The following is a 21,966-nucleotide window of genomic DNA, read 5'->3' as shown; positions in this document are numbered from 1 at the left end:
ATCTGTTCCGCAATCCCCCGCGAGGGCTGTGCTCGGTTGCTCCAGTCGGGTGCAGAAAATGCTTTTCGCGCCGGAATAAAGCTGCAACCCGTGTCGTTATGGGGGCTGTGAGGGATCACCACACGGCCAGACGAGGGGGTTACGATGAAGAATGCATTGGCTGCAGGGTCTATCCTGCTGGCAGGTGTACTGGCCGCAAATGCGGCAGCTGCGCAGGAGGCTCCGGCTCAGGCGCAGAAGGATGACGAGCCTGCGGTCTGGCGAGCAAGCGCAGGCGCAAATTACTCCGAAGGCAAGTATGGTGATACAGTGACGACGAAGGTCGTCTCTGCGCCTGTCGCCATCAAGTACCGCAAGGGCGGCTTTTCGGTCCGCCTTTCGGTGCCTTGGGTACATGTCGACGGTCCGGGCAGCATTCTCGACACGCCGCAGGGGCGCGATGCCGGTTTCGGAGATCTCAGCTCGGGCGACGATAACGGCAGCGGTGGCTCCGGAAGCGATGACTCATCGGGTTCGGGCTCGGGGGGTTCGGGCTCGGGGGTTCGGGCTCGGGGGGTTCCGGCTCGGGAGGTTCGGGTTCGGGGTCTGACGATTCCGGCTCCGGCGGTTCGGGCAGTGGCGGTTCGGGCTCATCGGGCGGCGATGATGATAGCGGCAGCGGTGGCATCATCACGCCGCCAGTGCCCGGTGCGCCAGTCTCCAACAGCCGAGGCGGACTGGGCGATGTCTCGGTCGCACTTGGCTATTCGCTGGAACTTGGCCGGTCGACCTGGCTCGATCTCGGCACGCGCGTGAAGCTGCCCACTGCGTCCAGGGCGAAACGCCTTGGCACCGGCAAGGCCGACGTTACCGTAAGCGGTGATGTCGTGCAGGATATCGGCAGCTTCAGCCTGTTTGCCGGTGCCCGCTATCGCTTTCTCGGCAAACCGGCGGGATCGACGTTGCAGGACACCTGGGGGCAAGCGGCGGAGTGAGCTACCGGCTGCCCGGCGGCACGATAGTCGGTGCCGACTACGATTGGCAGGAATCGGCCACGCCCGGTCGCATTGCCAGCAGTGAAGCGACTGGCTGGATCAACTTCGGGCTGTCACGGAAGCTGCGCATGCAGGTCTTTGCCAGCACCGGATTCAACGCGCGCAGCACAGATTTCGCCGGTGGCCTGTCGCTCAGCTGGCGCCTGAACTGAGGCCTGAACCGAGGCCAGAACCAGGGGGATTGAAGAAAATTCTGCAGCCGATGGAATAAGCGCAAATTGCTGTCGTTGTCGCCCCGATTGGAAAGAAGGGGTGAACGGACATGCTGCAGGACTTGCAAGCCCAAGGAGGCCTGATTGCACCAGGCCAGGACCTGGCCGGGACGATCGCGCGCAAGGGGCGTCCCTTGCGCGAAGATCGCCGCTCGGCTGCAAAGCACGCCTTCACCACGCGCCGCGTCGACCTTGATCTGGCGACGCGGTTGCGCAGCGATCTAAGGCCGCGCGCGGGAGATCTGGTGCTGGCGCGGGTGGCGCAGCTTGGCCAGCACCAGAAGCTTGAATCCCCCCACGGCCGCCGCGCCCAGCTTTATGTCGGCGACGAGATCATCGTCGCCTATGGCGAGCGCTACGCACCCGACCAGTTCGAGGCCATTGTGCCGCAGGACCTTTCGCCCTGTGATCTGGTTGCCGGCGGCGGCGTCGCCGGACTTGTCCTCAGTCGCCATGCGAAAATGCGGACGGCGACGCGGATCGAGCCGGTTGGCCTGCTCGCCGATGACGATGGCAAGGTCCTCAACCTCGGTTGGTTCGGGCTGCCACGCCTGACCTTGCCGCCTGTCCTGCCCCCGTCGTTGCGGTTGTCGGTACGTCGATGAACGCCGGCAAGACGACCGCTGCGGCCGGACTGATCCATGGCCTGTCGCGGGCGGGGCTCCACGTCGCTGCGACAAAGGTCACCGGGACCGGCTCGGGCGGCGATCTTTGGACCATGCTAGACGCCGGCGCGCGCTCGGTTCTGGATTTTACCGATCATGGCCACACTTCGACAGCTGGCCTGACGCTTGATCGCATCGAAAGCGTCGCGCTTTCGCTCATCGCCCACAGCGCGACCTCGAATCCCGACCTCATCGTCGTCGAAGTCGCCGATGGCTTGCTGCAGCGCGAAACCGGCGCTCTCCTGCAGTGCAAGCGTCTGCGTGAGGCGCTGCATGGCGTGCTGTTCGCCGCTGGCGATGCGATGGGCGCGGTTGCCGGCCATGACTGGCTGGTGAAGGCCGGGCACCGGGTGCTCGGCGTGTCGGGTCTGCTCAGTGCGTCACCGCTTGCCGTGCGCGAAGCCGAGGCGGCGCTCGGTTGGCCGGTCCTGTCGCTGGCCGATCTGCGCGATCCCCTGACCGCGCCGAAGATCTGCTTCGCTGGCGATGCGAAGTCATGCCTCGCCTGACATCCCATTCCATCGCGCGGCGCATGGTCGGTCCGGTTGCGGTGGCTGTTGCGCAAGGCGGTGCAACGCTGATCGGCGCAGCGCTGGTGCACCGCGCCGCGCAGCAGCCTGCCACCGCGCCGATAGCCGCGCTTGCCGTGTTTGCGCTCGTCTGCGCTTTCGGGCTGGAAGTGGCGCGCCGCAGACTGTGCGAGGCGATTGGCTGGCACGAGGTAGCGCAAGTGCGCGCCGCGCTGTTCCGGCGCATCTTGCGGGCCGACCGGTCACAAATTGCCCGCCAGCGCCATGGCGCCATGCTGCAGGTCTTCGTTGGTGACCTGTCGGCCCGGCGCCAGTGGTTGAGCGACGGACTGCCCCGTGCCGTGACAGCGCCCATCCTCGTGGCCGCGCTGCTGGCTTGGGCCGCGATGCAATCCCCGTGGCTCTGCGCAAGGATTGCGATCCTTCTCCTGCTTGGCATGGGGGTGGGAGCCGGGCTGCTGCGCCCGATGTCGCGCGCGGTTCGCGAGGTAAGGCGTACCCGCGGGCGCCTGTCCGCCTTCGCTTCCGACACCATTGCGGAAATCGCCGATGGTTCGGTTCCGCCAAGGCAGCGCGCCCGGATGCGGCGCCTTCGCCGGCGCAGCGATGACCTGAACCGTGCCGCATTGCGGCGTGCCTGGTGGACCGGAACCCTGCGCGGCCTGCCGCACCTGCTGACCAGCCTGATTGTTCTGATCGTGCTGCTCGAAGGTGGCGCCATCTCGGGAACGGTCGTGGTGATCGGCACCGCCGGCCTTGCCCTGAACGACCTGGCCCGCGCAGCGGAGCTTTGGATCCCGGCGCGGATTTCGGCGCTGCGCATCCAGCGCCTGATGCGCCTGCCCAAGGCGCCTCCGCAACCTGGAACCCTGGCGCTGGTCGAGCTTGCCGAGCCCGGACCCCGCCTTCGCCCCGCAAACAGACAGGACTGCGCATGACCGCTCTGTTCCCGATCCCGCAAACGGCTGCAATCACCATGCCCCTGCCGCAGTTCTTCACCGTGCCGGCAACGCCCGCCCGCCGCTACTACGCGGTGATCCCCGAGAACTGCGCAATCGACGCAGTCCCGCTCGTGGTGGTCCACGGGATTTCGCGAAACGCCGCTGAACTGGCGCTGCGCTTTGGCGAACTTGCGGCGTTGCACGGCATCCCGGTGATCGCTCCTCTGTTCGAGCGAGGGAGCTTCGGCAGGTACCAGCACGTGCGCGATCCTGAAGGCGCACCGCATTGCGACGATGCCCTCTTCGACATTCTTGCAGATGCGGCGGTCCGGTTCGGCGTGAATGATCGGCACTGCGACCTGTTCGGCTTTTCCGGTGGGGCACAGTTCGCCCACCGTCTGGCGATGCTCCATCCCCACCGGGTGCGACATTGCATCGCTGCGGCAGCGGGATGGTACACCATGCCCGATGCTTCGCTACCTTGGCCGCTTGGCCTTCAGGACGCACCTGTCGCGATCGATCAGGCCGCGCTCGCCAATGTCCGCTTCGACGTGCTGGTCGGCTCGCTTGACCGGCAGCAGGACAAGGCCTTGCGACGATCCGAGGCCATTGACGCCGTGCAGGGCCTCCACCGCCTGCAGCGTGCCCGGCGCTGGAACCGGGCCATGCGCAAGGCAGGCTTTTCAGGCGGCCTGACCATCATCCCCAGCCTCAGCCACGCTTTCAGCGATGCCGTCCAGCTCGGCCTCGTCCCACTTGTCCTGGATCTGCTCGGCACGCGCCGCGCCACAGTGCTCTAAACCCGAGGAAACGCGAACCATGAAGACTCTTGCAAGGGCCATCGTGCCCGCCATCGCCCTGTGTGCCTTGCCTGCCCACGCGCAAGAGGTCAAAGCCGACGAGAAAGGCCTGACGCTTGATGCCGGCCCGCTGCAACTGAACCTCGGCGGACGTCTGCATCTCGATGCCAGCGTTTTCGACGATCCCGCCCTGCAACGGACAGACGTGACCAGCACCGACGTTCGCCGCGCCCGCATCGAGCTGTCCGGCAAGGTTGGCGAGATCCTGCGCTTTCGCGTTGACCGCGAATTCGCCGGTGCCAGAGGCTGGCGCAATCTCTGGGCCTCTATCGAGCCGGTGAAGAACGTCGAGATCAAGGGCGGCAACATGATCGTGCCGTTCTCGATGGAGGATCTGCAAAGTTCGAATGCCACGCCATTTGCCGAACGCTCGATGGCCTCTGCGCTGACCGGCGGCTTCGGCCTCGGTGGCGCGATCTCCTCCGGCGGCCGGAACTGGAGCGCCAGCGTGGGTTACTTCACCGATGCCCTGGCCAACGATGAAGGCCGCACCACCGAGCGCGGAAAAGGCGTCGTGGGCAGGATCACGTTCGCGCCGGTCCGCTCACGCAAGGCGATCGTGCATCTGGGTCTCGGCGGAGAACGAAGGACATTCTCGGCGATTGAGCGCGTGCGATTTACGGCTGATCCGGGTTCTGTCTTCGCGCCCAATATCATGTCCAGCGGCACGCTCGGATCGCTCGAGACGCTTAACGCGTTGAATGTCGAAGCGGCGGTTTCGCTTGGCCCCGTGCTGGTTCAGGCACAGTCCCTTTCGCTGAAGCTCAATCGCACCTTGCGGGACAATCGCAGCTTCAACGGCCAGACCGTCCAGGTCGGCTGGATCGTGACCGGGCAGCGCCATGCCTACAGTGCATCGAGCGGGATCTTCGGCGGCCCGGAACGTCGCAAGGGCGGCGGCGCGCTGGAATTGGCGGTGCGCTACAGCCGCCTTGATCTGGTCGATGGCACTTTCGACAGGGGCATTGGCCGCGCGCTCAGTGCCAGCGCAATCTGGACGATAAGCACCAATCTGCGGCTGCTGGCCACATACACCGACAACCGCGTCCGCTTCCCGAGCGGGGGGCGCCGGTGACGAACCACGTGGGCGTCCTGCGCGCTCAACTGAGTTTCTAAAGCGGAGCCTTTCGGGTTGGCTTCCGCCGGGGCGGTCACCTGCTGGGGTGGCCGCCCCATTCCTTTGCGATCAGCGCCTGCTCGGCAGCCGCATCGAGCGGATCGGCCAGGTTCAGGCGGCGATGGGCAGCGTCCAGCACGGCATCATCGGTTCCGGCTGCGACCGCATATTCGCCGGTGCCTGCGGAAGTGCCACCTGCGCCCTGCGCTTCGATCGTCCAGAAGCCTTTCGTGTCGCGGCAGGCCAGGGCCACCTTGCCACCTTCGCCAAATTCGCGGCACCAGCGCCCATCGGCAGCGCGCGCGGTAAGCGCTGGCGTGATCTTGCGGCCATCGGGCAGCTCTGCCGAAGCCAGCGAAGGTGTCCGGTCAAGCGCGAGAGAAAGAGGATCGCGGTCAGGCGATCCGCCGCGAGGAGCCAGCACCAGCGCCGCTACAAGGCTTGCCGCGATTGCGCCACCCAACGGCAGGGCATGGCGTTTCCACCATGGCGCATTGTCATTGGCCGCCAAGGATGGGGGCGGAGGCGGAACCACAATGGGAGCCGGTTCGACAAGGCCGAGCCGTTCGAGCATTGCCGCATCGATTGGCGCCTCTGCCACCGGCGCAAATGCCCCGGCAATCAGGGCGTCGTTTGCGCCCCATTCGTCCGCGAGCGTCCTGAGTTCGGGGTTGGCGGCAAGTTCCGCCTCGAACGCTTCAAGCTCTGTGCCGTGAAGCTCGCCATCGAGCCAGGCGGCAAGCCGTTCTTCGCGCGAAAGGGTCATGGTTGGGCATCCTTTTGCGCAAGTTGCGTTTCGCCAAGGCACGAGGCGATCCTGGCCCGGGCACGGGCCAGACGGCTCATGACCGTGCCCACCGGCACCTCAAGCGCTTCGGCTGTATCGCGATAGCTGCGGCCTTCGATGACCACGAGGGCAAAGACAGCGCGCTGATCGTCGGGCAGTGCCTGCAGCGCGCGCTGTGCAGCGGACAGTTGCGAGCGGTTCTCGACCGTTTCGCGCCCATCGCTGCCGGCAATGCCGTGAAGGGCATCGACGTCGATTGCCGTGCCGCGCCGCCGGGCAGCGCGCGTGCCGTCGATGTGAATGTTCTGCGCGATGCGATACATCCAGCTGTCCAGCCGCGTGCCCGGTTCGAACTGGTCGGCACGCCGGAGCGCCCTTTCAACCGTGGCCTGCATCAGATCGTCTCCATCGGTGGCGTTGCCTGCCATCGCCTGGCAGAACCGTCGCAGGCGCGGCAATGCGGCGACGATCGACGCCCGCATGCCTCCTGCATCGTGATCTGCCTGCTCCATCCATGCCCCCACAACGTCTTGCGCGTCCGGCTATTCCAACCCGCCCCCTGTCGCGCTACAAAAAAGTTGCCGACCATCGGAATAGCAAGCACTTGCAGTCGTTGTCGGCGCGTATCAAGCAGGATTTGATCCATGAACATGCGCGCCATTCTGTCCGGAATTGTCATCGGGTTGCTTGCCGCGCCCGCGTTCCCGCATGACCGCGACCCGCCCGAGACGCAGCGCGCGCAGGAACGGCTGGAGCGCGAGCAGGAGCGTGCGGCCCAGCGTGCGGAAGAGCGGGCCGCCCGCTTCGAGCGCGATCGCAGCCGCATCGAAGAGCGGGAATTGCGCGAACCGGCCAAGGCCGCCGAGGACCTCGCGAAGTTGGAAGCCGATCGCGCCGAGAATGAAGCCAAGGCTGCCGAGGATGCCGAAAAGGCCGAGGCAGACTACGAGAAGGACCTGGCCGAAGCGGCCGAGGATGAGCTCGAGGATGCCGCAGAGCTTGCCGGGCAATCCGACGACGACCGCGTGGAACGGGGCAGCAGCGCCGAAATCCGCGACATCGCCGATGGCGAACGCGCCGAGCATGACGAGCGCGGATATCCGGTTCGGCGCGGCGAGGTCTTTGCCCTGGATATGCCCGAAGGCGTGCTCGCCCAGATCCAGCGTTCCGGTTACCGGATCATCGAGCGGACCCGCCTCGAAGCGCTCGACCGGGACCTGCTGCGCCTTGCGGCCCCGGCGGCACCAGCGCAACCTTCGCCCGGGACCGCTTGCGTGAACTTGCCCCCGGCGCCACGGTGGATGTCGTCCATTACTACGGCATGGACCTGACAGCCGGCAGCAAACCGCACAAGGCACGTGAGAAAGTCATGCCAACCCGCGCCAACGAAAGCTTTTCCATCGGCGTGATCGACACCGCAATCGCCTCGCATCAGGCGCTCGCCAAGGCCAGGATCATTGCGTGGAGCGAAGGGGCAACGCCGCAGGCGCAGGCCCGGCATGGCACGGCAGTGGCCTCGCTACTGGCCAGCGCCGGTCGTCCCACGATTTACAGCGCCAACATCTTCAGGGGGCCCGTGGATCGCCCATATACCTCTGCCGAAGTCATCGCCGCGGCGCTGGAATGGACCTTGCTTCAAGGCGCCCCGGTCATCAACATGAGCCTGGCCGGTCCGCGCAACGCCATTCTCGATCGCCTCATCCGTGATGCGGTGAAGACGGGCAGGGTGGTGGTCGCCGCGGCTGGAAACGGTGGCCCCACAGCGCCGCCTTCCTACCCGGCAGCCGTTCCGGGCGTCGTCGCGGTGACAGCGGTCGATCACGATCGCCGGGTCTATCGACTGGCCCAGCGCGGCAAGCATATTGCCGTTGCCGGCTATGGGGTCGATGTCCTGGCGGCAGAGGCCGGGGGCAATCTTGCGCGGTTTACGGGCACATCGTTTGCCACGCCGGTCGTCTCAGCCTGGCTCGGGCGCTGTCGCGCGACCGGGCGGATGCCTCTGCCTGCCGGCTGCAGCTCAGGAAAGCGGCGAAGGATCTGGGGACGCAGGGTTTCGACGAGACCTACGGCTTCGGCCTGATCGAATAGCGCGACGCAAGGCTGCGGTCGCACGATTCCGTTCGGATTTGCCGTCAAAGACCGTATCAGGGAGTCGACAAGAACAAAGAACGAGGATGCCGCACTTGGAAACCCGCGATGATATCCCGGCCTTGCCGAAGCATCACCAGGCCACGCACAGCGAGAAACTGATCATCACCGCCTCATCGCTCGGCACGGTGTTCGAGTGGTACGATTTCTACCTCTACGGCCTCCTCACCGCGATCATCGCCGCCAAGTTCCTGACCGGCCTCAACGAGACGACGTCGTTCATCATGGCGCTGCTGGTGTTTGCCGCGGGCTTTATCGTCCGCCCGTTCGGCGCGCTGGTGTTTGGCCGCATCGGCGACATGGTCGGAAGGCGCTACACGTTCATCGTCACGCTGCTGGTCATGGGCCTGTCGACCTTCCTCGTCGGTTGCCTGCCGACGTACGAAAGCGTCGGCGTCGCCGCGCCGATCATGCTGGTCGTGCTGCGCATGTTCCAGGGCCTTGCCTTGGGCGGCGAATATGGCGGCGCGGCGACGTACGTTGCCGAACACGCGCCCGAGGGCAAACGCGGCCTCTATACCAGCTGGATCCAGATCACCGCCACGGCGGGGCTGGCCATGGCGCTGCTGATCGTCATCCTCGTACGCTCGCCCGTCACCGGCGTTGGCGAGGAGGCCTTCAGGGACTGGGGCTGGCGCGTCCCGTACCTGCTGTCAGGCCTGTTCCTGGGCATCGGGCTGTGGCTGCGTCTGAAATTGCATGAATCGCCCGTGTTCCAGAAGATGAAGGCAGAAGGCACCTCGTCCAAGCGCCCGCTGTCCGAAGCCTTCGGCGAATGGAAGAACCTGAGGATCGTGCTGATCGCGTTCTTCGGCGCCATCGCCGGGCAGGCGGTAGTCTGGTACACCGGCCAGCTCTACGCGATGTATTTCCTCGAAAAGATGCTCAAGGTGGATGGTCTGACGGCCAATACCCTGATCATCATCGCGCTGGCCTGCGCCACGCCGTTCTTCCTGTTCTTCGGCTGGCTCTCGGACAAGATCGGTCGCAAGAAGATCATCCTGGCAGGCTGCGCGCTGGCGGCGCTGACGATGTTCCCCGCGTTCAAGGCGCTTACCGCAGCGGCCAACCCCGCGCTCGCCCGCGCGCAGGCAAACGCACCGGTCAAGGTCCTGGCCGACGCTGCCCAATGCTCCTCGCAGTTCGATCCCGTCGGCGCCAACAAGTTTGACGGCACCAGTTGCGACATCGTCAAGAACGCTCTGGCCAAGGCCGCGGTGAACTACGAGAACGTCGCCGCGCCCGCCGGAACCCTTGCCTCGATCCAGATTGGCGCGACCACCGTGGTCGCCCCCGATCCGGCCCGGCTTTCGGGCGAGGAAAGGAAGGCGGCTATCGCCGCTTTTGCCGCGCAGGTGACCAGCGACCTGGCGACTGTCGGCTACCTCGGCAAAGCCAACCCGGACGAGATCGACAGGCCGCTGGTCGTGGCGATCCTGTTCTACCTCGTGCTGCTGGTGACAATGGTCTACGGCCCGATCGCGGCAATGCTGGTGGAACTGTTCCCCAGCCGCATCCGCTACACCTCGATGAGCCTGCCATACCACATCGGCAATGGCTGGCTCGGCGGCCTGCTGCCGGCCATCGGCTTTGCCATGGTCGCGGCCAACGGGGATATCTACTACGGCTTCTGGTACCCGGTCATCGTCGCCGCTGCCACTTGCGTGATCGGCCTCATATTCCTGCCGGAAACCTACAAGCGCAGTATCGACGAATAGCCTTGCGTGAGGGGGCCTTCAGGCAAGGCCCCCAAACGCCGACTACCGCTCGAGCCTGTCTAATATCGTCTGCCACGACACCAGCTTGAAGTTCTGCGCGCGTGGCGCATTATCGCCATCCTGCGCGACGAACAGGCCAGCAGGGAAGGCCGGGCCAAAGTCACCCGGCACTAGTTCGATCCCGTCGGTATCGCTGGTTGCGCCGAACTGCCCTGCGGCGATGCGGAAGCGTCCTTTCGGTGCGGCTGTCACAAGGTCGAACAGCGCATAGGCATTGTCGCCTTGGCTCGATGCCACGAGCATGCCGCCATCCCGGCCTTCGGGTGCCAGCGCCAGCCCTTCGACATCGGCTGCCAGCCCCTTTTCCGCGCCCACCATGGCAAACGCTTCTGCCCGCAGCACGGCGCTGCGCAGATCCACCCGCCAGATGCCGACATCTTCCTCGGCAACATAGAGCTGGCCCGTCCGGTCATCGACCACGCAACCCTCGGACTGGGTGCGGAAACGGACCGAGCGCAAGTGCCGCGCCGTGATCGTGCCACCAGCCGCTTCCAGCGCGCTTTCTGCCACCGTGCCATCCTTCAGCACGACATAGGCCCGCGCCAGTTCACCCGACGCCAAGGCCTTGCCCATGCAGAAGCCATAGGCTTCGGCCGGAGCATGGCCGGCGTCCAGAAACGCCAGCGTGCCAAGGCTGCTCAGCTTGCCACTCGCGCCATCCAGACGGAACAGCGCGATCTTCGGTTCGGTCAGGTCACTGCGGTCGCTTGCCGCTACGAGGACGAAGCCGGGGCGCAATTCGCGCAAGTCGACATTGTTGAGCGCGCCCGCTGCCACGAAATCGCGCACCTTGCCGTCCAGCCCATAGACATAGAGCCCGGCCTTCTTGTCGGTGCCGACGATCAGGCTGGCCGCGGGATCGGCAGGATTGCGCCAGATTGCCGGGTCATCGGCGGCATCGGCATTGGCAGACCCGACCGGCGCGGTCTCGCCCGTCGCTGCCACGTCTACCGCCGGATAGAATGGACGCGGAAACTCCGCCACGCTGGCGCAGGCAGAAAGGAACAGGACCGGGAGCAATGCCCCCGATCCTGCCGTGACGAACCTGGGCAGCGCGGCCATCAGAAGTTGATCCGCACGCCCGCCGCATAGCGACGACCGAAGCGTTCGTATTCGATGGTGTAGATGTCGGTGTGCGGCGTCGGCGTGCCGGTCGCAGTCAACAGGTTGCCCGGCTCGGAATAGCGGCGGCCCGGCTTGTTCAGCAGGTTCGAGGCATCGAAATAGACCTCGAAGTTCTTCGTGATCGCATAGCGGGCCGAGAAGTCCATCTCGTCGTCGGCTGCCCAATAAGTGTCGCCAGCGTCGGTCAGGTCATCGGCATAGCCATCAAGCCAGGTGCTGCGGCGCTGGTACTGCAGGCGCAGCGACAGGCCGTACTTCTCGTAATAGGCGCCCAGGTTGTAGACCCAGTCGGACGTGCCGGGCAGGCGCACCTTGCGGGCAGGGACATCGCCCACCGCAGGCTTGGTCACCTCGCTGTCGTTGTACGTCAGGTTCGCGCTCACGCCGAAACCACCCATGAAGTCGGGCAGGCCGAGGCTTTCGGTCCATGGTTCCAGCTGCAGCTGCGCGGCCACTTCGAAGCCGAAGATGCGCCCGTCACCGCCGTTGGTGATGCCGGTGAAGGTGTACTGCGAACGATCGACGCCGCCGCTGTTGAGCACGTCCGAATTGAAGGTCCGGCGCTGCGAATAGAGCACGTCCTCGACCTTCTTGTAGAACACGCCGGCCATGAGATAACCCTGCGGACGCACGTACCATTCGAAATAGGCGTCCACGCCATAGGCGCGCTCGGGCTTCACGCCGGGATTACCGCCGGAAATGGTCAGGTTGGCGTCATTCACCGTCACGTTGGGGCGGATCTGGTCATAATCAGCACGCGCCGCACCGCTGTTGAACGAGAGCCTGAGCTTCTTGTCCTCGGCCAGGTCGTAATTCACGTGCAGGCTGGGGAAGGCGAGGGTCTGGCTCGCCTCGGCGGTGACCAGACCTGTGGTCCCGGCAATATTGGCCTCGGCAATGCCACGGTTCTTCACATGCTCGACGCGAACCCCGCCGACCACCGAACCCCAGTCATAGCGCAGCGTGCCCATGGCGAAACCGGCAAAGACCTGCTCGCGCACGTCATAGATGTTCGCGGTATTGGGCGTGAAGGTAAAATTGGCGCGCGCGGCGTCGGCATACTGGCGCATCTTGTCGGTATCGAAATAGCGGAAGGTGTAGCCCATCGGGATCTTGCCGAGGAACCCCTGATCCAGCGAGAACTGGTAGTAGTCGGTGGGGATGCCGATCTTGGCGAAGTCGCCAGCCGCCGTCAGCGAGATCTGGCTTTCGTCCACCACCTTGGTGCGCTGGTCGAACTGGAAGCCCAGCTTGAAGGTTGCATCACCACCCAGGAAGCTGGTGTCCTTGGCCACGATCAGGCGGCCGGTATAGGCCTTCGTCGTGTCCACCGCGTCAAGCAGGCGAAGCTCGGCCAGTGGCTTGGTGAACGTGTCGATTGCGCTGACGGCAGTCCCGGCGGTGTAGCGCGTCGGGCTGGAAAGCTGCACCGTCGTGAACAACCGTGGCGTGTTGCGCAGCGGGTTGGTGAAGTCATAGGCCACGGTCGGGCGGGCAGAGCGGGTGGAAGGGCTGTTCCAGCGCGCTTCGCCCACCACAGACCGGTCGTCCTTGGACTCGGTATAGTTGCCCAGCCAGTTTACCTTCCAGCCTTCGCCGAACTCGTGGGTGCCTTCCAGCGTGTTGGTGAAGATCGACTGGCGGAACGCGCGCAGGGTGGAGCGCTGGTTGATGTCGATGCCATAGACCGTGCCCTTGAGCGGCGTATTGCCGATGCAGACGTCGGCATAGCCGGTGGTGGTCGGCGTGGTGTTGATCGTGGTCGGGCAGGCGGCCGCACTGTTCGAAAGATCGCCCTGCTTGTCATCCATGTCGAAGATGTAGTTGTCGCGCGCTTCGTCGTCGGTGAAGATCGTGTAGACCGACCGCAGCGAAATCGTGTTCTCGCTGTCAGGCTTCCAGTCCATGCGGCCAGAGACCGACCAGTTGCGGCGGCGCAGGCGATAGAGCTTGTTCTCCGTCTCGCGCGCCCAGAAGCGGGTGCCGTTGCCGGGGCGCTGGTCCTGCGAAACGCGCTCCCAGTCGATCTCGAAATTGTCGGTGATCATGTTGCGTTCGAAGAAGCTGCCCGAAAGCAGCACGCCGATCTCGCCGTCACCCGCCTTGAAGCGATCGGAAACGACCAGCGATCCTTCGTATTCGCGGCGGTCGCCCAGCTCGGCGTAACCGATCCCGGCCTTGCCCTGAACGTGCAGCCCGGCGAAGTCGAAGGCCGAGCGGGTGATGACGTTGACGTTGCCCGAAACCGTCTCGCCCGGCATGTCCGCCGTCACCGCCTTTGAAACGATGACCTGCTTGGCAATTGCCGAGGGGATCGAATCGAACCGCGCATCGCGGCCCTCGGGGCTGACGACGTTGATCCCGTCGAAGCTCAGCGTGGTCCAGTAGTTGGGCGCACCGCGCAAGCTGATATATCGCGCCTGGCCCTGGTCGCGCTCGATGGCAACGCCCGGCAGGCGGCTGGTGGCTTGCGCGATGTTCTGGTCGGGCAGGCGGCCGACGCCATCGGATGATAGCACCGTTACCAGCGAATCCGACTTCTTCTGGACGTCGAGCGCGGCGGCTTCGGATTCGGCGATCGGACGTTCGCCCGTCACCACGATCGGCGCCTCGGCGCTCTCTTCCGCGGCAAGGTCTTCGGCAAAGGCTGGCGTGGCAGCGAGCGCGGCAACCGAACCCAGCAGCATCGCACGAAGCAGAGTGCGGCTGCGCGCCGCGGAAAACACAGATGTCATGGTAAGCCCCCTGAATGACTTGGCTGGGGGAGCCCCTAGGCACTGCGTTTGACGGTCACGCGACAGTTCGAAGGCAGAACGAAGAATGCGTTTCAAACAGCCGTAACAATTGCGGAAAGTCGGGCGCGTGGTCCGGTCACACGCGACAAACTGTTACGCAAATGTCAGGCGGCAGGCGTGCTGCAGTGCTGCACCAGCTCGCGCAGGTCGCGCGCCGCGCTGTCGCCGACAAGGTTGGGGTCGGGGCTGTCGATCACGATCGTGCCGCCCTTGGCCCGCAGCCGCACCTGGCCGAGCACCCGCGCCGATCCCGCGCTCAGGCGTCGGCACAGCCGCGCCGCATGGCCCAGCGTCCGCGCCTCGAACAGCAGGTCCTGCGAGGCGAGGGCGCTCCATGGCACCTGACCGGCGCCGCCCTTGCCAAGGCTGGCGCGCAAGGCGCTGGCCAGCGCGGCGCGCCCGGCGTTGTCCAAGCCCACCCAGCGCTTCTGCAGGCCCCACTCCGTCGGCAGCTCACGCCGCAGGTTGGGCTCGACCCGGCCCGCAGCCAGGCACAGCATCACCGCCGCCCGCCCGACCGGAGTCTCCGCCAGCGGCGCAACCTCCTTTATCGCCGCCACCGTCGCCTCGACCAGCGCCGCATCGACGCCCATTGGCTCCACGAAGGCGCTGACACCGGCGAGCAACGGGTCCTCGCGCTGCGCCGCGTCGGGCAGCGATCCGAACAGCACGCCCTCGCGCAGGCCCCATGACGAGAACACGATGCCCTTTGGCTCCAGCTTCTGCAGCAGCACCGCCAGCAATGCCGCCGCGTCGGGAATGCTCGCCGCGCGGCTTGCCGAAACGCCATCGATCTGCCGCAGCGCCTGCCCCCGCCGCGCAAACCGCCTGGCCAACTCCAGCGCCTTGGCGGCATCGAGTGCAAAGCCGTGCGTGTCATCCAGTGGCCAGCCCAGTTGCACCATCATGGCGCGGCCCAGCGCGCGCATCGATCCGCCGACCAGATAGAGCGTCGCCTCTGGCTCAGCGACCCAATCCGCCCCCGCCAGCATCCGGCTGATTTCGCGCACGAACACCCGGTCGCCCCGCGCCCGCAACGGCGGCAGGCGCAGCGAGCCCAGCGGCAGACTCACCCCATGGCTCGTTCCGCCATCGGCAATATCGACCAGTTCAAGACTGCCGCCGCCGAGGTCCCCGACGATGCCCGAGGCCCCCGGAAACGCGCCAAGCACGCCCGTCGCGCTGGTCTCGGCTTCCTCGACGCCCGAGAGCAATCGCGGTTCAAAGCCGATCTCGCGAATGCGCGCCAGAAACTCCGGCCCGTTGGTCGCATCGCGCGCCGCCGCCGTCGCCACCACGTCGACGCGCGGCACTTGCGCCAGATCGATCAGCGCCTTGTAGCGCCGCAGCGCCGCCAGCACGCTGTCCACCGCCTTGTCGGAAAGCCGGCCCGTCTCGGCCACATGCTTGCCAAGCTTGGCTGTCACCTTCTCATTGAGCAGCGTCACGGGAGCACGCGGCGGCCCGCCATAGACCACCAGCCGCACGGTGTTGGAGCCGATGTCGATGATCGCGCGCGATTGCGCCCAATCGTAGATGGTGGTTTGAGCCTTCACTCAGCCACGGTTAGCCGCGCCGCGCCGCAACGCAAGCTTTGGAACCTTTCTTCCCTTGGAAAGCGCTGCACCACGCCCGGAAAGCGACGGGTTGGTCATGAAATAGCCGTGGAGGTTGAACGAGGGGTCGCCCTTCTCGAACCGCTCGTACTCGCCGTCCGGTCCCAGTTCCCAGCTCTGTTCGGTATCCAGCAGGTTGGCCAGCATCACCTGGTCGAGGATCTGATCGTGCACCGTCGGGTTCTTGACCGGCACCAGCACTTCCACCCGCCGTCCCATGTTGCGGCTCATCCCGTCGGCCGAGGAGATGAACACCCGCGCCCGCTTGTTGGGCAGGTTGGCCCCGTTGCCGAAAGCCCAGATGCGGCTGTGCTCAAGGAACCGCCCGATGATCGACTTCACCTCGATCGTCTCCGAAAGCCCCGGCACGCCAGGCTTGAGGCAGCAGATCCCGCGCACCACCAGCCGGATCTCCACGCCCGCCATGCTGGCAAGGTAGAGCCGGTCGATCAGGTCAGGGTCGGTCAACTGGTTGAGCTTGGCCCAGATCGTGGCGGGACGGCCCTTGCGCGCCAGCGTGACTTCACGCTCGATGCATTCGTACAGCCGCTCGCGCAGGTTGATCGGACTGATCGCCAGCAGTTCGGTCTGCTTGGGCTCGACATAGCCGGTGACGAAGTTGAACAGCTGCCCGGCATCACGGCCCATGCGCGGGTCGGCAGTGAAGAATGACAGGTCGGTATAGATGCGCGCGGTGACCGGATGATAGTTGCCGGTGCCGAAGTGGCAGTAGGTGCGATATCCGCCACCTTCACGCCGCACCACCATGCTCACCTTGGCGTGAGTCTTCCAGTCGACGAAGCCGTAGATCACCTGAACGCCCGCGCGTTCAAGCTGCGCGGCCCACATCAGGTTCTGCTCCTCGTCGAAGCGGGCCTTGAGTTCGACCACTGCCGTCACTGACTTGCCGGCCTCTGCCGCCGCGATCAGCGCTGCGATCACGGCGGACTGTTTCCCGGCGCGATAGAGCGTCTGCTTGATCGCCACCACGTCGGGATCGGCCGCAGCCTGCCGCAGGAAGTCGATCACCACCTCGAAGCTCTCGTAAGGGTGGTGGATCACCAGATCCTTCTCGCGGATGGCAGAGAAGCAATCACCGTCATGTTCGAGAATGCGTTCGGGGTAGCGCGGGTTGTAGGGATCGAACTTCAGATCCTGCCGGTCCTCCTCGATCACCGCAGAAAGCCCGCTGATCGCCAGCAGGCCCCGGCTCTTGATCACCAGCGCATGATCGAGCCGCAATTGCTCGCGCAGCAGTTTTTCGGCAGCGGCATCGAAGTTTTCCTGCAAGTGCAGCAGGATCACCTTGCCGCGCCGCCGCCGCTGGATCGCAGTACGGAAGTAGCGGACGAGGTCCTCGGCGTCTTCCTCCACTTCGATGTCACTGTCGCGCAGCACGCGGAACGTGCCGTCGCCCAGGATCTTGAAGCCGGGAAACAGCAGCGTCGCATGGCGCCGCACCAGTTCCTCGATCCCCATCCACGAAGCCCGGCTACCCGGCAGACGGACGAAGCGGGGCAGGGCAGGCGGGATCAGGATCATTTCCGTCACCGGCGCACCGTCCGCGGTGCGCTGCAGCTGGAACAGGATTCCGGTGCCCTGATTGGCGATGAAGGGGAAGGGGTGCGCCGGATCGATCGCCTGTGGCGTCAGCACCGGGACGACGTGTTCCTCGAAATAGTCGCGCAGCCACTCGGCCTCACCCTTGTTCAGGGCATCGTTGTCGATGATGCGAATGCCGGCATCGGCCAGTTCGTCCTTGAGATCGGCCAGCACGTCCTGCTGCGCGTCAATCAGGTTCTTCACCGCATCGAGCAGCGCGCCCAGCTGCTGCTGCGGGGTCTGCCCGTCGATCGAAAGCTCGTCGATCTGGCGGCGCACCTGCGCGGCGATCCCTGCCACGCGGACCATCATGAACTCGTCAAGGTTGCTGCCGCTGATCGAAAGAAACCGCAGTCGCTCCAGCAGAGGGTAATCCGGGTTGACCGCCTCGGCCAGCACGCGGCGGTTGAAGGCCAGCCAGCTCAGCTCGCGATTGAAGAACCGCTCCTGCACGGGCGGCAAGCCTTCGATCTGCGTTGGAATTTCCCCTGCCGACATTACCAGAGCCATTGCGCATCTCGCGTTACAGTCCCGTGACAGTCCTGTTCCGGATGATTGCTGTCAACCAATCGTCACGCAGATGTCGCTGATCTGACGCCGAATCTCCATCATCCTGCAACAGCGCGCGCCTAGCAGGCCCTCGCCACACCGATGTGGTCTATGAGGGATAACACCATGCGTATCGTCGCCGTGCTGCTCGCCAGCACTTCGCTCATCGCTGCTCCTGCCTTTGCTGCGGAAGAAGTTGCGCCTGCCGCTGAAGCCGCCATGGCTGCGGACTCTGCCAATGCCGAGATCGTCGTCCTCGGCTCGGGCCAGACCCGCCAGGTGCAGGAACTCTCCACGCAAGAGCTGACCATCCTCGCCTCGGGCACCAGCCCGTTGAAGGCCATCGAAAAGCTGCCCTCGGTCAACTTCCAGTCGGCCGACGCTTTCGGCAACTATGAATGGTCGACCCGCGTCACCATCCGCGGCTTCAGCCAGAACCAGCTCGGCTTCAACCTCGATGGCATTCCGCTGGGCGACATGTCCTATGGCAACGCCAATGGCCTGCACATTAGCCGCGCGATCAGCCCTGAAAACATCGGCGTCACGCGCGTCAGCCAGGGTTCCGGCTCCATCGCCGCACAATCGACCAACAACCTCGGCGGTACGCTTGAATTCTTCTCGGTCGACCCCAAGGACGTGCTCGGTGCCGACGTTTCGGCATCCTACGGTTCGGCGGAAACATACCGCGGTTTCGCCCGTGTCGCGCTGGGAACGGCAGAAGGCGCGCGCGGCTATGCATCGGTCCAGTATCAGGATGGCAAGAAGTGGAAGGGCGATGGCAAGCAGCGCACCTTCATGGCCAACGCCAAGGCCGTGCTGCCGCTGGGCGAAACCGTCGATCTCGATGGCTACATCAGCTATTCCGACCGCGCCGAGCAGGACTATCAGGATCTCAGCCTCGAGATGATCGATCGTCTCGGCTATGACTGGGACAACTTCGGCCCCTCGCGCTATGCCGAAGCCATCAACATTGCCGATATTGCCGCAAATACGGGCTACAGCGGCGTCACGCCGACCAACCCCGCTGCTGGCACGACCTATCCGTCGCCGTTCGTCATCGCCGATGATGCCTATTACGATGCTTCGGGCCTGCGCAAGGATACGCTCGCCGCACTTGGCCTGACCATCCAGACCGGCGATACCGGCAAGTTCGCGATCAAGGGCTATTACCATGAGAACGACGGGCAGGGCACCTGGGGCACGCCGTATCTGGCCAGCCCCTCGGGCGTGCCGATGTCGATCCGCACGACCGAATACGACATCAAGCGCAAGGGCGTGTTTGCCTCGTGGACGGGCGAACTCGGCTTCAACAAGCTTCTCGTCGGCGGATGGTATGAAAAGAACGACTTCATCCAGTCGCGCCGCTTCTATGGCTATGAAAGCCGCACCAATCCGGGCCGCGATCACCTCGATTTCCAGCGCAACCCGTTCTTCACGCAGTGGTCCATCGCGTTCGAAACCGACACGCTGCAATACTACGTCTCGGACGATATCGACCTTGGCGATCTCAAGGTGAACCTCGGCTGGAAGGGCTACTCGGTCGACACCAACGCTTTTGCGCTGGTCAACACCAACAGCCGCGCTACCGGTGACCTCAAGGTCGAGGACTGGTTCCAGCCGCATGTCGGCCTGAACTACAAGTTCGGCAACGGTCTCGAAGCCTTTGCGGGCTTCACGCAGGTGACGCGCGCCTATCAGGCTTCCACCACCAGCGGCCCGTTCTCGTCAACGCAGGCTGGCTTCGATGCGATCAAGAACACGATCAAGCCGGAAAGCTCGGACACCTACGAGGCAGGCTTGCGGTACAACACCGGTATCGTGAACGCCTCGCTCGCTGGCTACTATGTCGATTTCCGCGATCGCCTGCTGGTCATCCCCACTTCGCTCGGCATCGTCGGAGCCACCAACGCCCTGCAGAACGTCGGCTCGGTCCGCGCGCTCGGCATCGAAGCGGCGGTGGACGTGAAGTTGCCCGGCGGCTTCGGCGCCTTCGCTTCCTATAGCTACAACGATACCACCTATCGCGATGACGTCGTCATCACCGCAGGCGGCGTTACCACCATCCGTCCCACCAAGGGCAAGACCGTGGTCGATACTCCCAAGCACCTCCTGCGCGGCGAACTGTCCTATGACAGTGACACCGTGTTCGGTCGGGTCGGGGTGAACTGGATGTCGAAGCGTTACTTCACCTACCTGAACGACAAGTCGGTGCCGGGCCGCGCGCTCGTCGATGCCACCATTGGCTATCGCGTGGACATCGGCCAGCGCCAGCCGATCGAACTGCAAATCAATGCGGTGAACCTGTTCGATAAGCGCTATGTGGCCACCATCGGCTCCAACGGCTTCGGCTTCAGCGGTGACAACCAGACCCTGCTCGCGGGCGCGCCACGGCAGGTCTTCGTCACGCTCAAGGCGGGCTTCTGATCGTGCGCGGCCTTTCAACCGCAAAGGCCGTGATTGCGGGCGTCGTGCTGCTGGGCAGCACGGCGCCTGTCGTCGCCAAGGCCCAAGAAGCGGGCAAGCCTGTCCTGCTGATCTCGATCGACGGACTGCGTCCCGGCGACGTGCTGGAAGCGGAAAAGCGCGGGCTCAAGGTGCCGAACTTGCGCCGGTTTCTGAAGGAAGGGGCCTATGCCACTGGCGTCATGGGCAATCTGCCCACCGTCACTTATCCCAGCCACACCACGCTGATCACTGGCGTCGCCCCGGCCAGGCACGGGATCGTCAGCAACACCACCTTCGATCCCAGGCAGGTCAACTACGGTGGCTGGTACTGGTATGCGCAGGACATTAGTGCGCCAACGCTGTGGGATGCGGCCAGGGCGGCGGGCCTCAGCACCGCCAACGTCCACTGGCCGGTCAGCGTCGGCGTCAAATCGCTCACCTGGAACATGCCGCAGATCTGGCGCTCGGGCCACGGCGATGATCGCAAGCTGATCCGCGCGCTCGCCACCGATGGCCTCTATGATGAACTCGAACACGATTGCGGCGCCTATGCCGACGGCATCGACGAAGACGTCGACGCCGACGAGAACCGCACAAAGTTCGCCGTCCGCCTGATCGAGACGAAGAAGCCCGATTTCCTTACGGTGTACCTCGCCGCGCTCGACCATGAGGAGCACCTCCACGGCCCCGGCAGCGCCGAAGCCAACGCCGTACTCGAACGTCTCGACACTGCAGTTGGCAAGCTTGTCAGCGCCGAACTGGCCGCGCGGCCCGATGCCACGATCGCCTTGGTCAGCGACCACGGCTTCGTCGCAACCGACACCGAAGTGAACCTGTTCCGCCCGTTCATCGATGCCGGGCTGATCCGGCTCGGCGCCGATGGCAAGGTCGCGTCGTGGGACGCGATGCCCTGGCCCTCGGGCGGCTCCGTTGCAGTCGTCCTCGCCCGCCCGGACGATGACGCGCTCACCGGCCTGGTCGGCGCATTGCTGGAAAAGCTTGCCGCCGATCCGCAGGCGAAGATCGCCAAGGTCATCGACAAGGCGGAGATCGCCAGGCTCGGCGGCAATCCGCAGGCAAGCTTCTACGTCGATCTCAAGCCCGGCGCACTGGCGGGGAATTTTGCGGCTGATGCGCCGCTGGCAAAGCCTTCACGCTACAAGGGCATGCACGGCTACTTCCCGGCCATGCCTGAGATGCGCTCGACCTTCCTCGCGATGGGGAAGGGCGTGGCAAGGGGCGCAGCCTGGGTGAGATCGACATGCGCGCGATCGCTCCCACGCTGGCAGAGGTGATGGGGGCGAAGCTGCCCGATGCGCAGGTTCCCGCCCTCAAGATCGGCGGGTAGGCGCAGTTCTGCATTCTCCGGGGAGAGTTGCGCCTCTGCCTCGGAGAGTTGCGGGTGAGTTGCCATGGAGTTGGAAAACTCCCGGTTGGCGCCTGTGTTGCTGAAATTTGACGAATATCGAATGCGTTAGCGCGAATCAGCGGTGCCGCTGCAAAGGTCCGGCGCGCATCCCCGCCAACCAATGGTAACCCATGAAACGCGGCCTCTTTCGCACGATCGACAGCTTCCTGGGCGAATGCGCCCGCGTCCACGAAGACGCCGGCGACGCCTTTCCCTACCTCCGTCCCGAACTCTATCGCAGGCTTGGTTTCACCCCGGCTTACGAGGACCTGCCATTCCGGTCAGAAGCCGAAGGCGCACTTCGGCGCACTTCCTGAGGCATGAAAAAAGAGCCCCCGCTTTCGCAGGGGCTCT

Annotated in this window: 18 protein-coding genes and 1 pseudogene; 13 read left to right on the top strand and 6 right to left on the bottom strand. The window is 64.9% G+C overall.

Features of this window, described 5'->3' with window-relative positions; genetic code table 11:
• The first annotated feature begins 680 nt into the window (after positions 1-680).
• The 7 genes from C7W88_RS23165 to C7W88_RS15755 all read left to right on the top strand — a co-directional run bounded on the left by C7W88_RS23165 (position 681) and on the right by C7W88_RS15755 (position 5,317).
• Entirely contained in the window at positions 681-974 is a 294-nt protein-coding gene (locus C7W88_RS23165; RefSeq protein ID WP_205525200.1) for a hypothetical protein, read from the top strand.
• Entirely contained in the window at positions 971-1,186 is a 216-nt protein-coding gene (locus tag C7W88_RS15775; RefSeq protein WP_118074270.1) for a hypothetical protein, read from the top strand. Before C7W88_RS23165 ends, C7W88_RS15775 begins: the two co-directional genes overlap by 4 nt.
• Before the next feature lie 122 nt (positions 1,187-1,308).
• On the top strand, positions 1,309-1,851 hold the full coding sequence (locus tag C7W88_RS22800; RefSeq protein ID WP_205525199.1) for a hypothetical protein: 543 nt from the start codon (positions 1,309-1,311) through the stop codon (positions 1,849-1,851).
• A complete protein-coding gene (locus tag C7W88_RS22795) occupies positions 1,848-2,420 on the top strand; it encodes a molybdopterin-guanine dinucleotide biosynthesis protein B (protein WP_162896093.1) in 573 nt (190 codons plus the stop codon). Before C7W88_RS22800 ends, C7W88_RS22795 begins: the two co-directional genes overlap by 4 nt.
• Positions 2,408-3,379, top strand: coding sequence for an ABC transporter transmembrane domain-containing protein (locus C7W88_RS15765; RefSeq protein ID WP_118074269.1), 972 nt, complete (start codon positions 2,408-2,410; stop codon positions 3,377-3,379). Before C7W88_RS22795 ends, C7W88_RS15765 begins: the two co-directional genes overlap by 13 nt.
• Positions 3,376-4,182 (top strand): hypothetical protein, encoded by an 807-nt coding sequence (locus tag C7W88_RS15760; RefSeq protein ID WP_118074268.1) that lies wholly within the window; start codon positions 3,376-3,378, stop codon positions 4,180-4,182. Before C7W88_RS15765 ends, C7W88_RS15760 begins: the two co-directional genes overlap by 4 nt.
• Before the next feature lie 19 nt (positions 4,183-4,201).
• Positions 4,202-5,317, top strand: a complete 1,116-nt coding sequence (locus C7W88_RS15755) for an OprO/OprP family phosphate-selective porin (protein ID WP_162896092.1) — start codon at positions 4,202-4,204, stop codon at positions 5,315-5,317.
• Between the two features lie 76 nt (positions 5,318-5,393).
• Here C7W88_RS15755 and C7W88_RS15750 read toward each other — a convergent pair whose 3' ends face one another.
• Positions 5,394-6,125, bottom strand: a complete 732-nt coding sequence (locus C7W88_RS15750) for an anti-sigma factor (protein WP_118074266.1) — start codon at positions 6,123-6,125, stop codon at positions 5,394-5,396.
• Positions 6,122-6,658 (bottom strand): RNA polymerase sigma factor, encoded by a 537-nt coding sequence (locus tag C7W88_RS15745; protein ID WP_118074265.1) that lies wholly within the window; start codon positions 6,656-6,658, stop codon positions 6,122-6,124. Before C7W88_RS15745 ends, C7W88_RS15750 begins: the two co-directional genes overlap by 4 nt.
• A 132-nt stretch (positions 6,659-6,790) precedes the next feature.
• Between C7W88_RS15745 and C7W88_RS15740 the strand changes: the two genes are divergently transcribed.
• The 3 genes from C7W88_RS15740 to C7W88_RS15730 all read left to right on the top strand — a co-directional run bounded on the left by C7W88_RS15740 (position 6,791) and on the right by C7W88_RS15730 (position 10,012).
• A complete protein-coding gene (locus tag C7W88_RS15740; protein WP_118074264.1) occupies positions 6,791-7,477 on the top strand; it encodes a hypothetical protein in 687 nt (228 codons plus the stop codon).
• The gene (locus tag C7W88_RS15735) at positions 7,417-8,226 is read left to right on the top strand and encodes a S8 family serine peptidase (protein WP_162896091.1); all 810 of its coding nucleotides are present in this window, start codon (positions 7,417-7,419) and stop codon (positions 8,224-8,226) included. Before C7W88_RS15740 ends, C7W88_RS15735 begins: the two co-directional genes overlap by 61 nt.
• A 94-nt stretch (positions 8,227-8,320) precedes the next feature.
• Complete coding sequence (locus C7W88_RS15730; protein ID WP_118074262.1) at positions 8,321-10,012, top strand: MFS transporter; 1,692 nt, start codon at positions 8,321-8,323, stop codon at positions 10,010-10,012.
• Between the two features lie 42 nt (positions 10,013-10,054).
• On the opposite strand, the gene C7W88_RS15725 is transcribed toward C7W88_RS15730, so the two are convergent.
• The 4 genes from C7W88_RS15725 to C7W88_RS15710 form a co-directional block, all read right to left on the bottom strand.
• Entirely contained in the window at positions 10,055-11,134 is a 1,080-nt protein-coding gene (locus C7W88_RS15725; RefSeq protein ID WP_118074261.1) for a phytase, read from the bottom strand.
• The gene (locus C7W88_RS15720; RefSeq protein ID WP_118074260.1) at positions 11,134-13,932 is read right to left on the bottom strand and encodes a TonB-dependent receptor; all 2,799 of its coding nucleotides are present in this window, start codon (positions 13,930-13,932) and stop codon (positions 11,134-11,136) included. Before C7W88_RS15720 ends, C7W88_RS15725 begins: the two co-directional genes overlap by 1 nt.
• 164 nt (positions 13,933-14,096) lie before the next feature.
• Positions 14,097-15,548 (bottom strand): Ppx/GppA family phosphatase, encoded by a 1,452-nt coding sequence (locus C7W88_RS24525; protein WP_118074259.1) that lies wholly within the window; start codon positions 15,546-15,548, stop codon positions 14,097-14,099.
• Positions 15,549-17,708: an RNA degradosome polyphosphate kinase gene (locus C7W88_RS15710; RefSeq protein WP_240344944.1), complete on the bottom strand. Its 2,160-nt coding sequence runs from the start codon at positions 17,706-17,708 to the stop codon at positions 15,549-15,551. It lies immediately after the preceding gene.
• 177 nt (positions 17,709-17,885) lie between these two features.
• Between C7W88_RS15710 and C7W88_RS15705 the strand changes: the two genes are divergently transcribed.
• The 3 genes and pseudogenes from C7W88_RS15705 to C7W88_RS15695 all read left to right on the top strand — a co-directional run bounded on the left by C7W88_RS15705 (position 17,886) and on the right by C7W88_RS15695 (position 21,929).
• Positions 17,886-20,183, top strand: a complete 2,298-nt coding sequence (locus C7W88_RS15705; protein WP_118074257.1) for a TonB-dependent receptor — start codon at positions 17,886-17,888, stop codon at positions 20,181-20,183.
• Between the two features lie 2 nt (positions 20,184-20,185).
• Positions 20,186-21,552: pseudogene (locus tag C7W88_RS15700) on the top strand (alkaline phosphatase family protein).
• Positions 21,553-21,743: 191 nt separating this feature from the next.
• Positions 21,744-21,929 carry a hypothetical protein gene (locus C7W88_RS15695; protein ID WP_118074256.1) on the top strand — a complete coding sequence of 62 codons (186 nt, stop codon included), beginning with the start codon at positions 21,744-21,746 and terminating at the stop codon, positions 21,927-21,929.
• The last annotated feature ends 37 nt before the right edge of the window (positions 21,930-21,966 follow it).

Source organism: Novosphingobium sp. THN1 (genome assembly GCF_003454795.1).
Classification (GTDB): Bacteria; Pseudomonadota; Alphaproteobacteria; order Sphingomonadales; family Sphingomonadaceae; genus Novosphingobium.
This window is presented reverse-complemented; position numbering and strand designations above follow the sequence as displayed.

Excerpts from the sequence above, each read along its gene's own strand:
- C7W88_RS22795 (WP_162896093.1), top strand. The coding sequence starts at position 1,848 with ATGAACGCCGGCAAGACGACCGCTGCGGCCGGACTGATCCATGGCCTG.
- C7W88_RS15765 (WP_118074269.1), top strand. The coding sequence starts at position 2,408 with ATGCCTCGCCTGACATCCCATTCCATCGCGCGGCGCATGGTCGGTCCG.
- C7W88_RS15760 (WP_118074268.1), top strand. The coding sequence starts at position 3,376 with ATGACCGCTCTGTTCCCGATCCCGCAAACGGCTGCAATCACCATGCCC.
- C7W88_RS15755 (WP_162896092.1), top strand. The coding sequence starts at position 4,202 with ATGAAGACTCTTGCAAGGGCCATCGTGCCCGCCATCGCCCTGTGTGCC.
- C7W88_RS15750 (WP_118074266.1), bottom strand. The coding sequence starts at position 6,125 with ATGACCCTTTCGCGCGAAGAACGGCTTGCCGCCTGGCTCGATGGCGAG.
- C7W88_RS15745 (WP_118074265.1), bottom strand. The coding sequence starts at position 6,658 with ATGGAGCAGGCAGATCACGATGCAGGAGGCATGCGGGCGTCGATCGTC.
- C7W88_RS15740 (WP_118074264.1), top strand. The coding sequence starts at position 6,791 with ATGAACATGCGCGCCATTCTGTCCGGAATTGTCATCGGGTTGCTTGCC.
- C7W88_RS15730 (WP_118074262.1), top strand. The coding sequence starts at position 8,321 with ATGCCGCACTTGGAAACCCGCGATGATATCCCGGCCTTGCCGAAGCAT.
- C7W88_RS15725 (WP_118074261.1), bottom strand. The coding sequence starts at position 11,134 with ATGGCCGCGCTGCCCAGGTTCGTCACGGCAGGATCGGGGGCATTGCTC.
- C7W88_RS15720 (WP_118074260.1), bottom strand. The coding sequence starts at position 13,932 with ATGACATCTGTGTTTTCCGCGGCGCGCAGCCGCACTCTGCTTCGTGCG.
- C7W88_RS15710 (WP_240344944.1), bottom strand. The coding sequence starts at position 17,708 with ATGTCGGCAGGGGAAATTCCAACGCAGATCGAAGGCTTGCCGCCCGTG.
- C7W88_RS15705 (WP_118074257.1), top strand. The coding sequence starts at position 17,886 with ATGCGTATCGTCGCCGTGCTGCTCGCCAGCACTTCGCTCATCGCTGCT.
- C7W88_RS15695 (WP_118074256.1), top strand. The coding sequence starts at position 21,744 with ATGAAACGCGGCCTCTTTCGCACGATCGACAGCTTCCTGGGCGAATGC.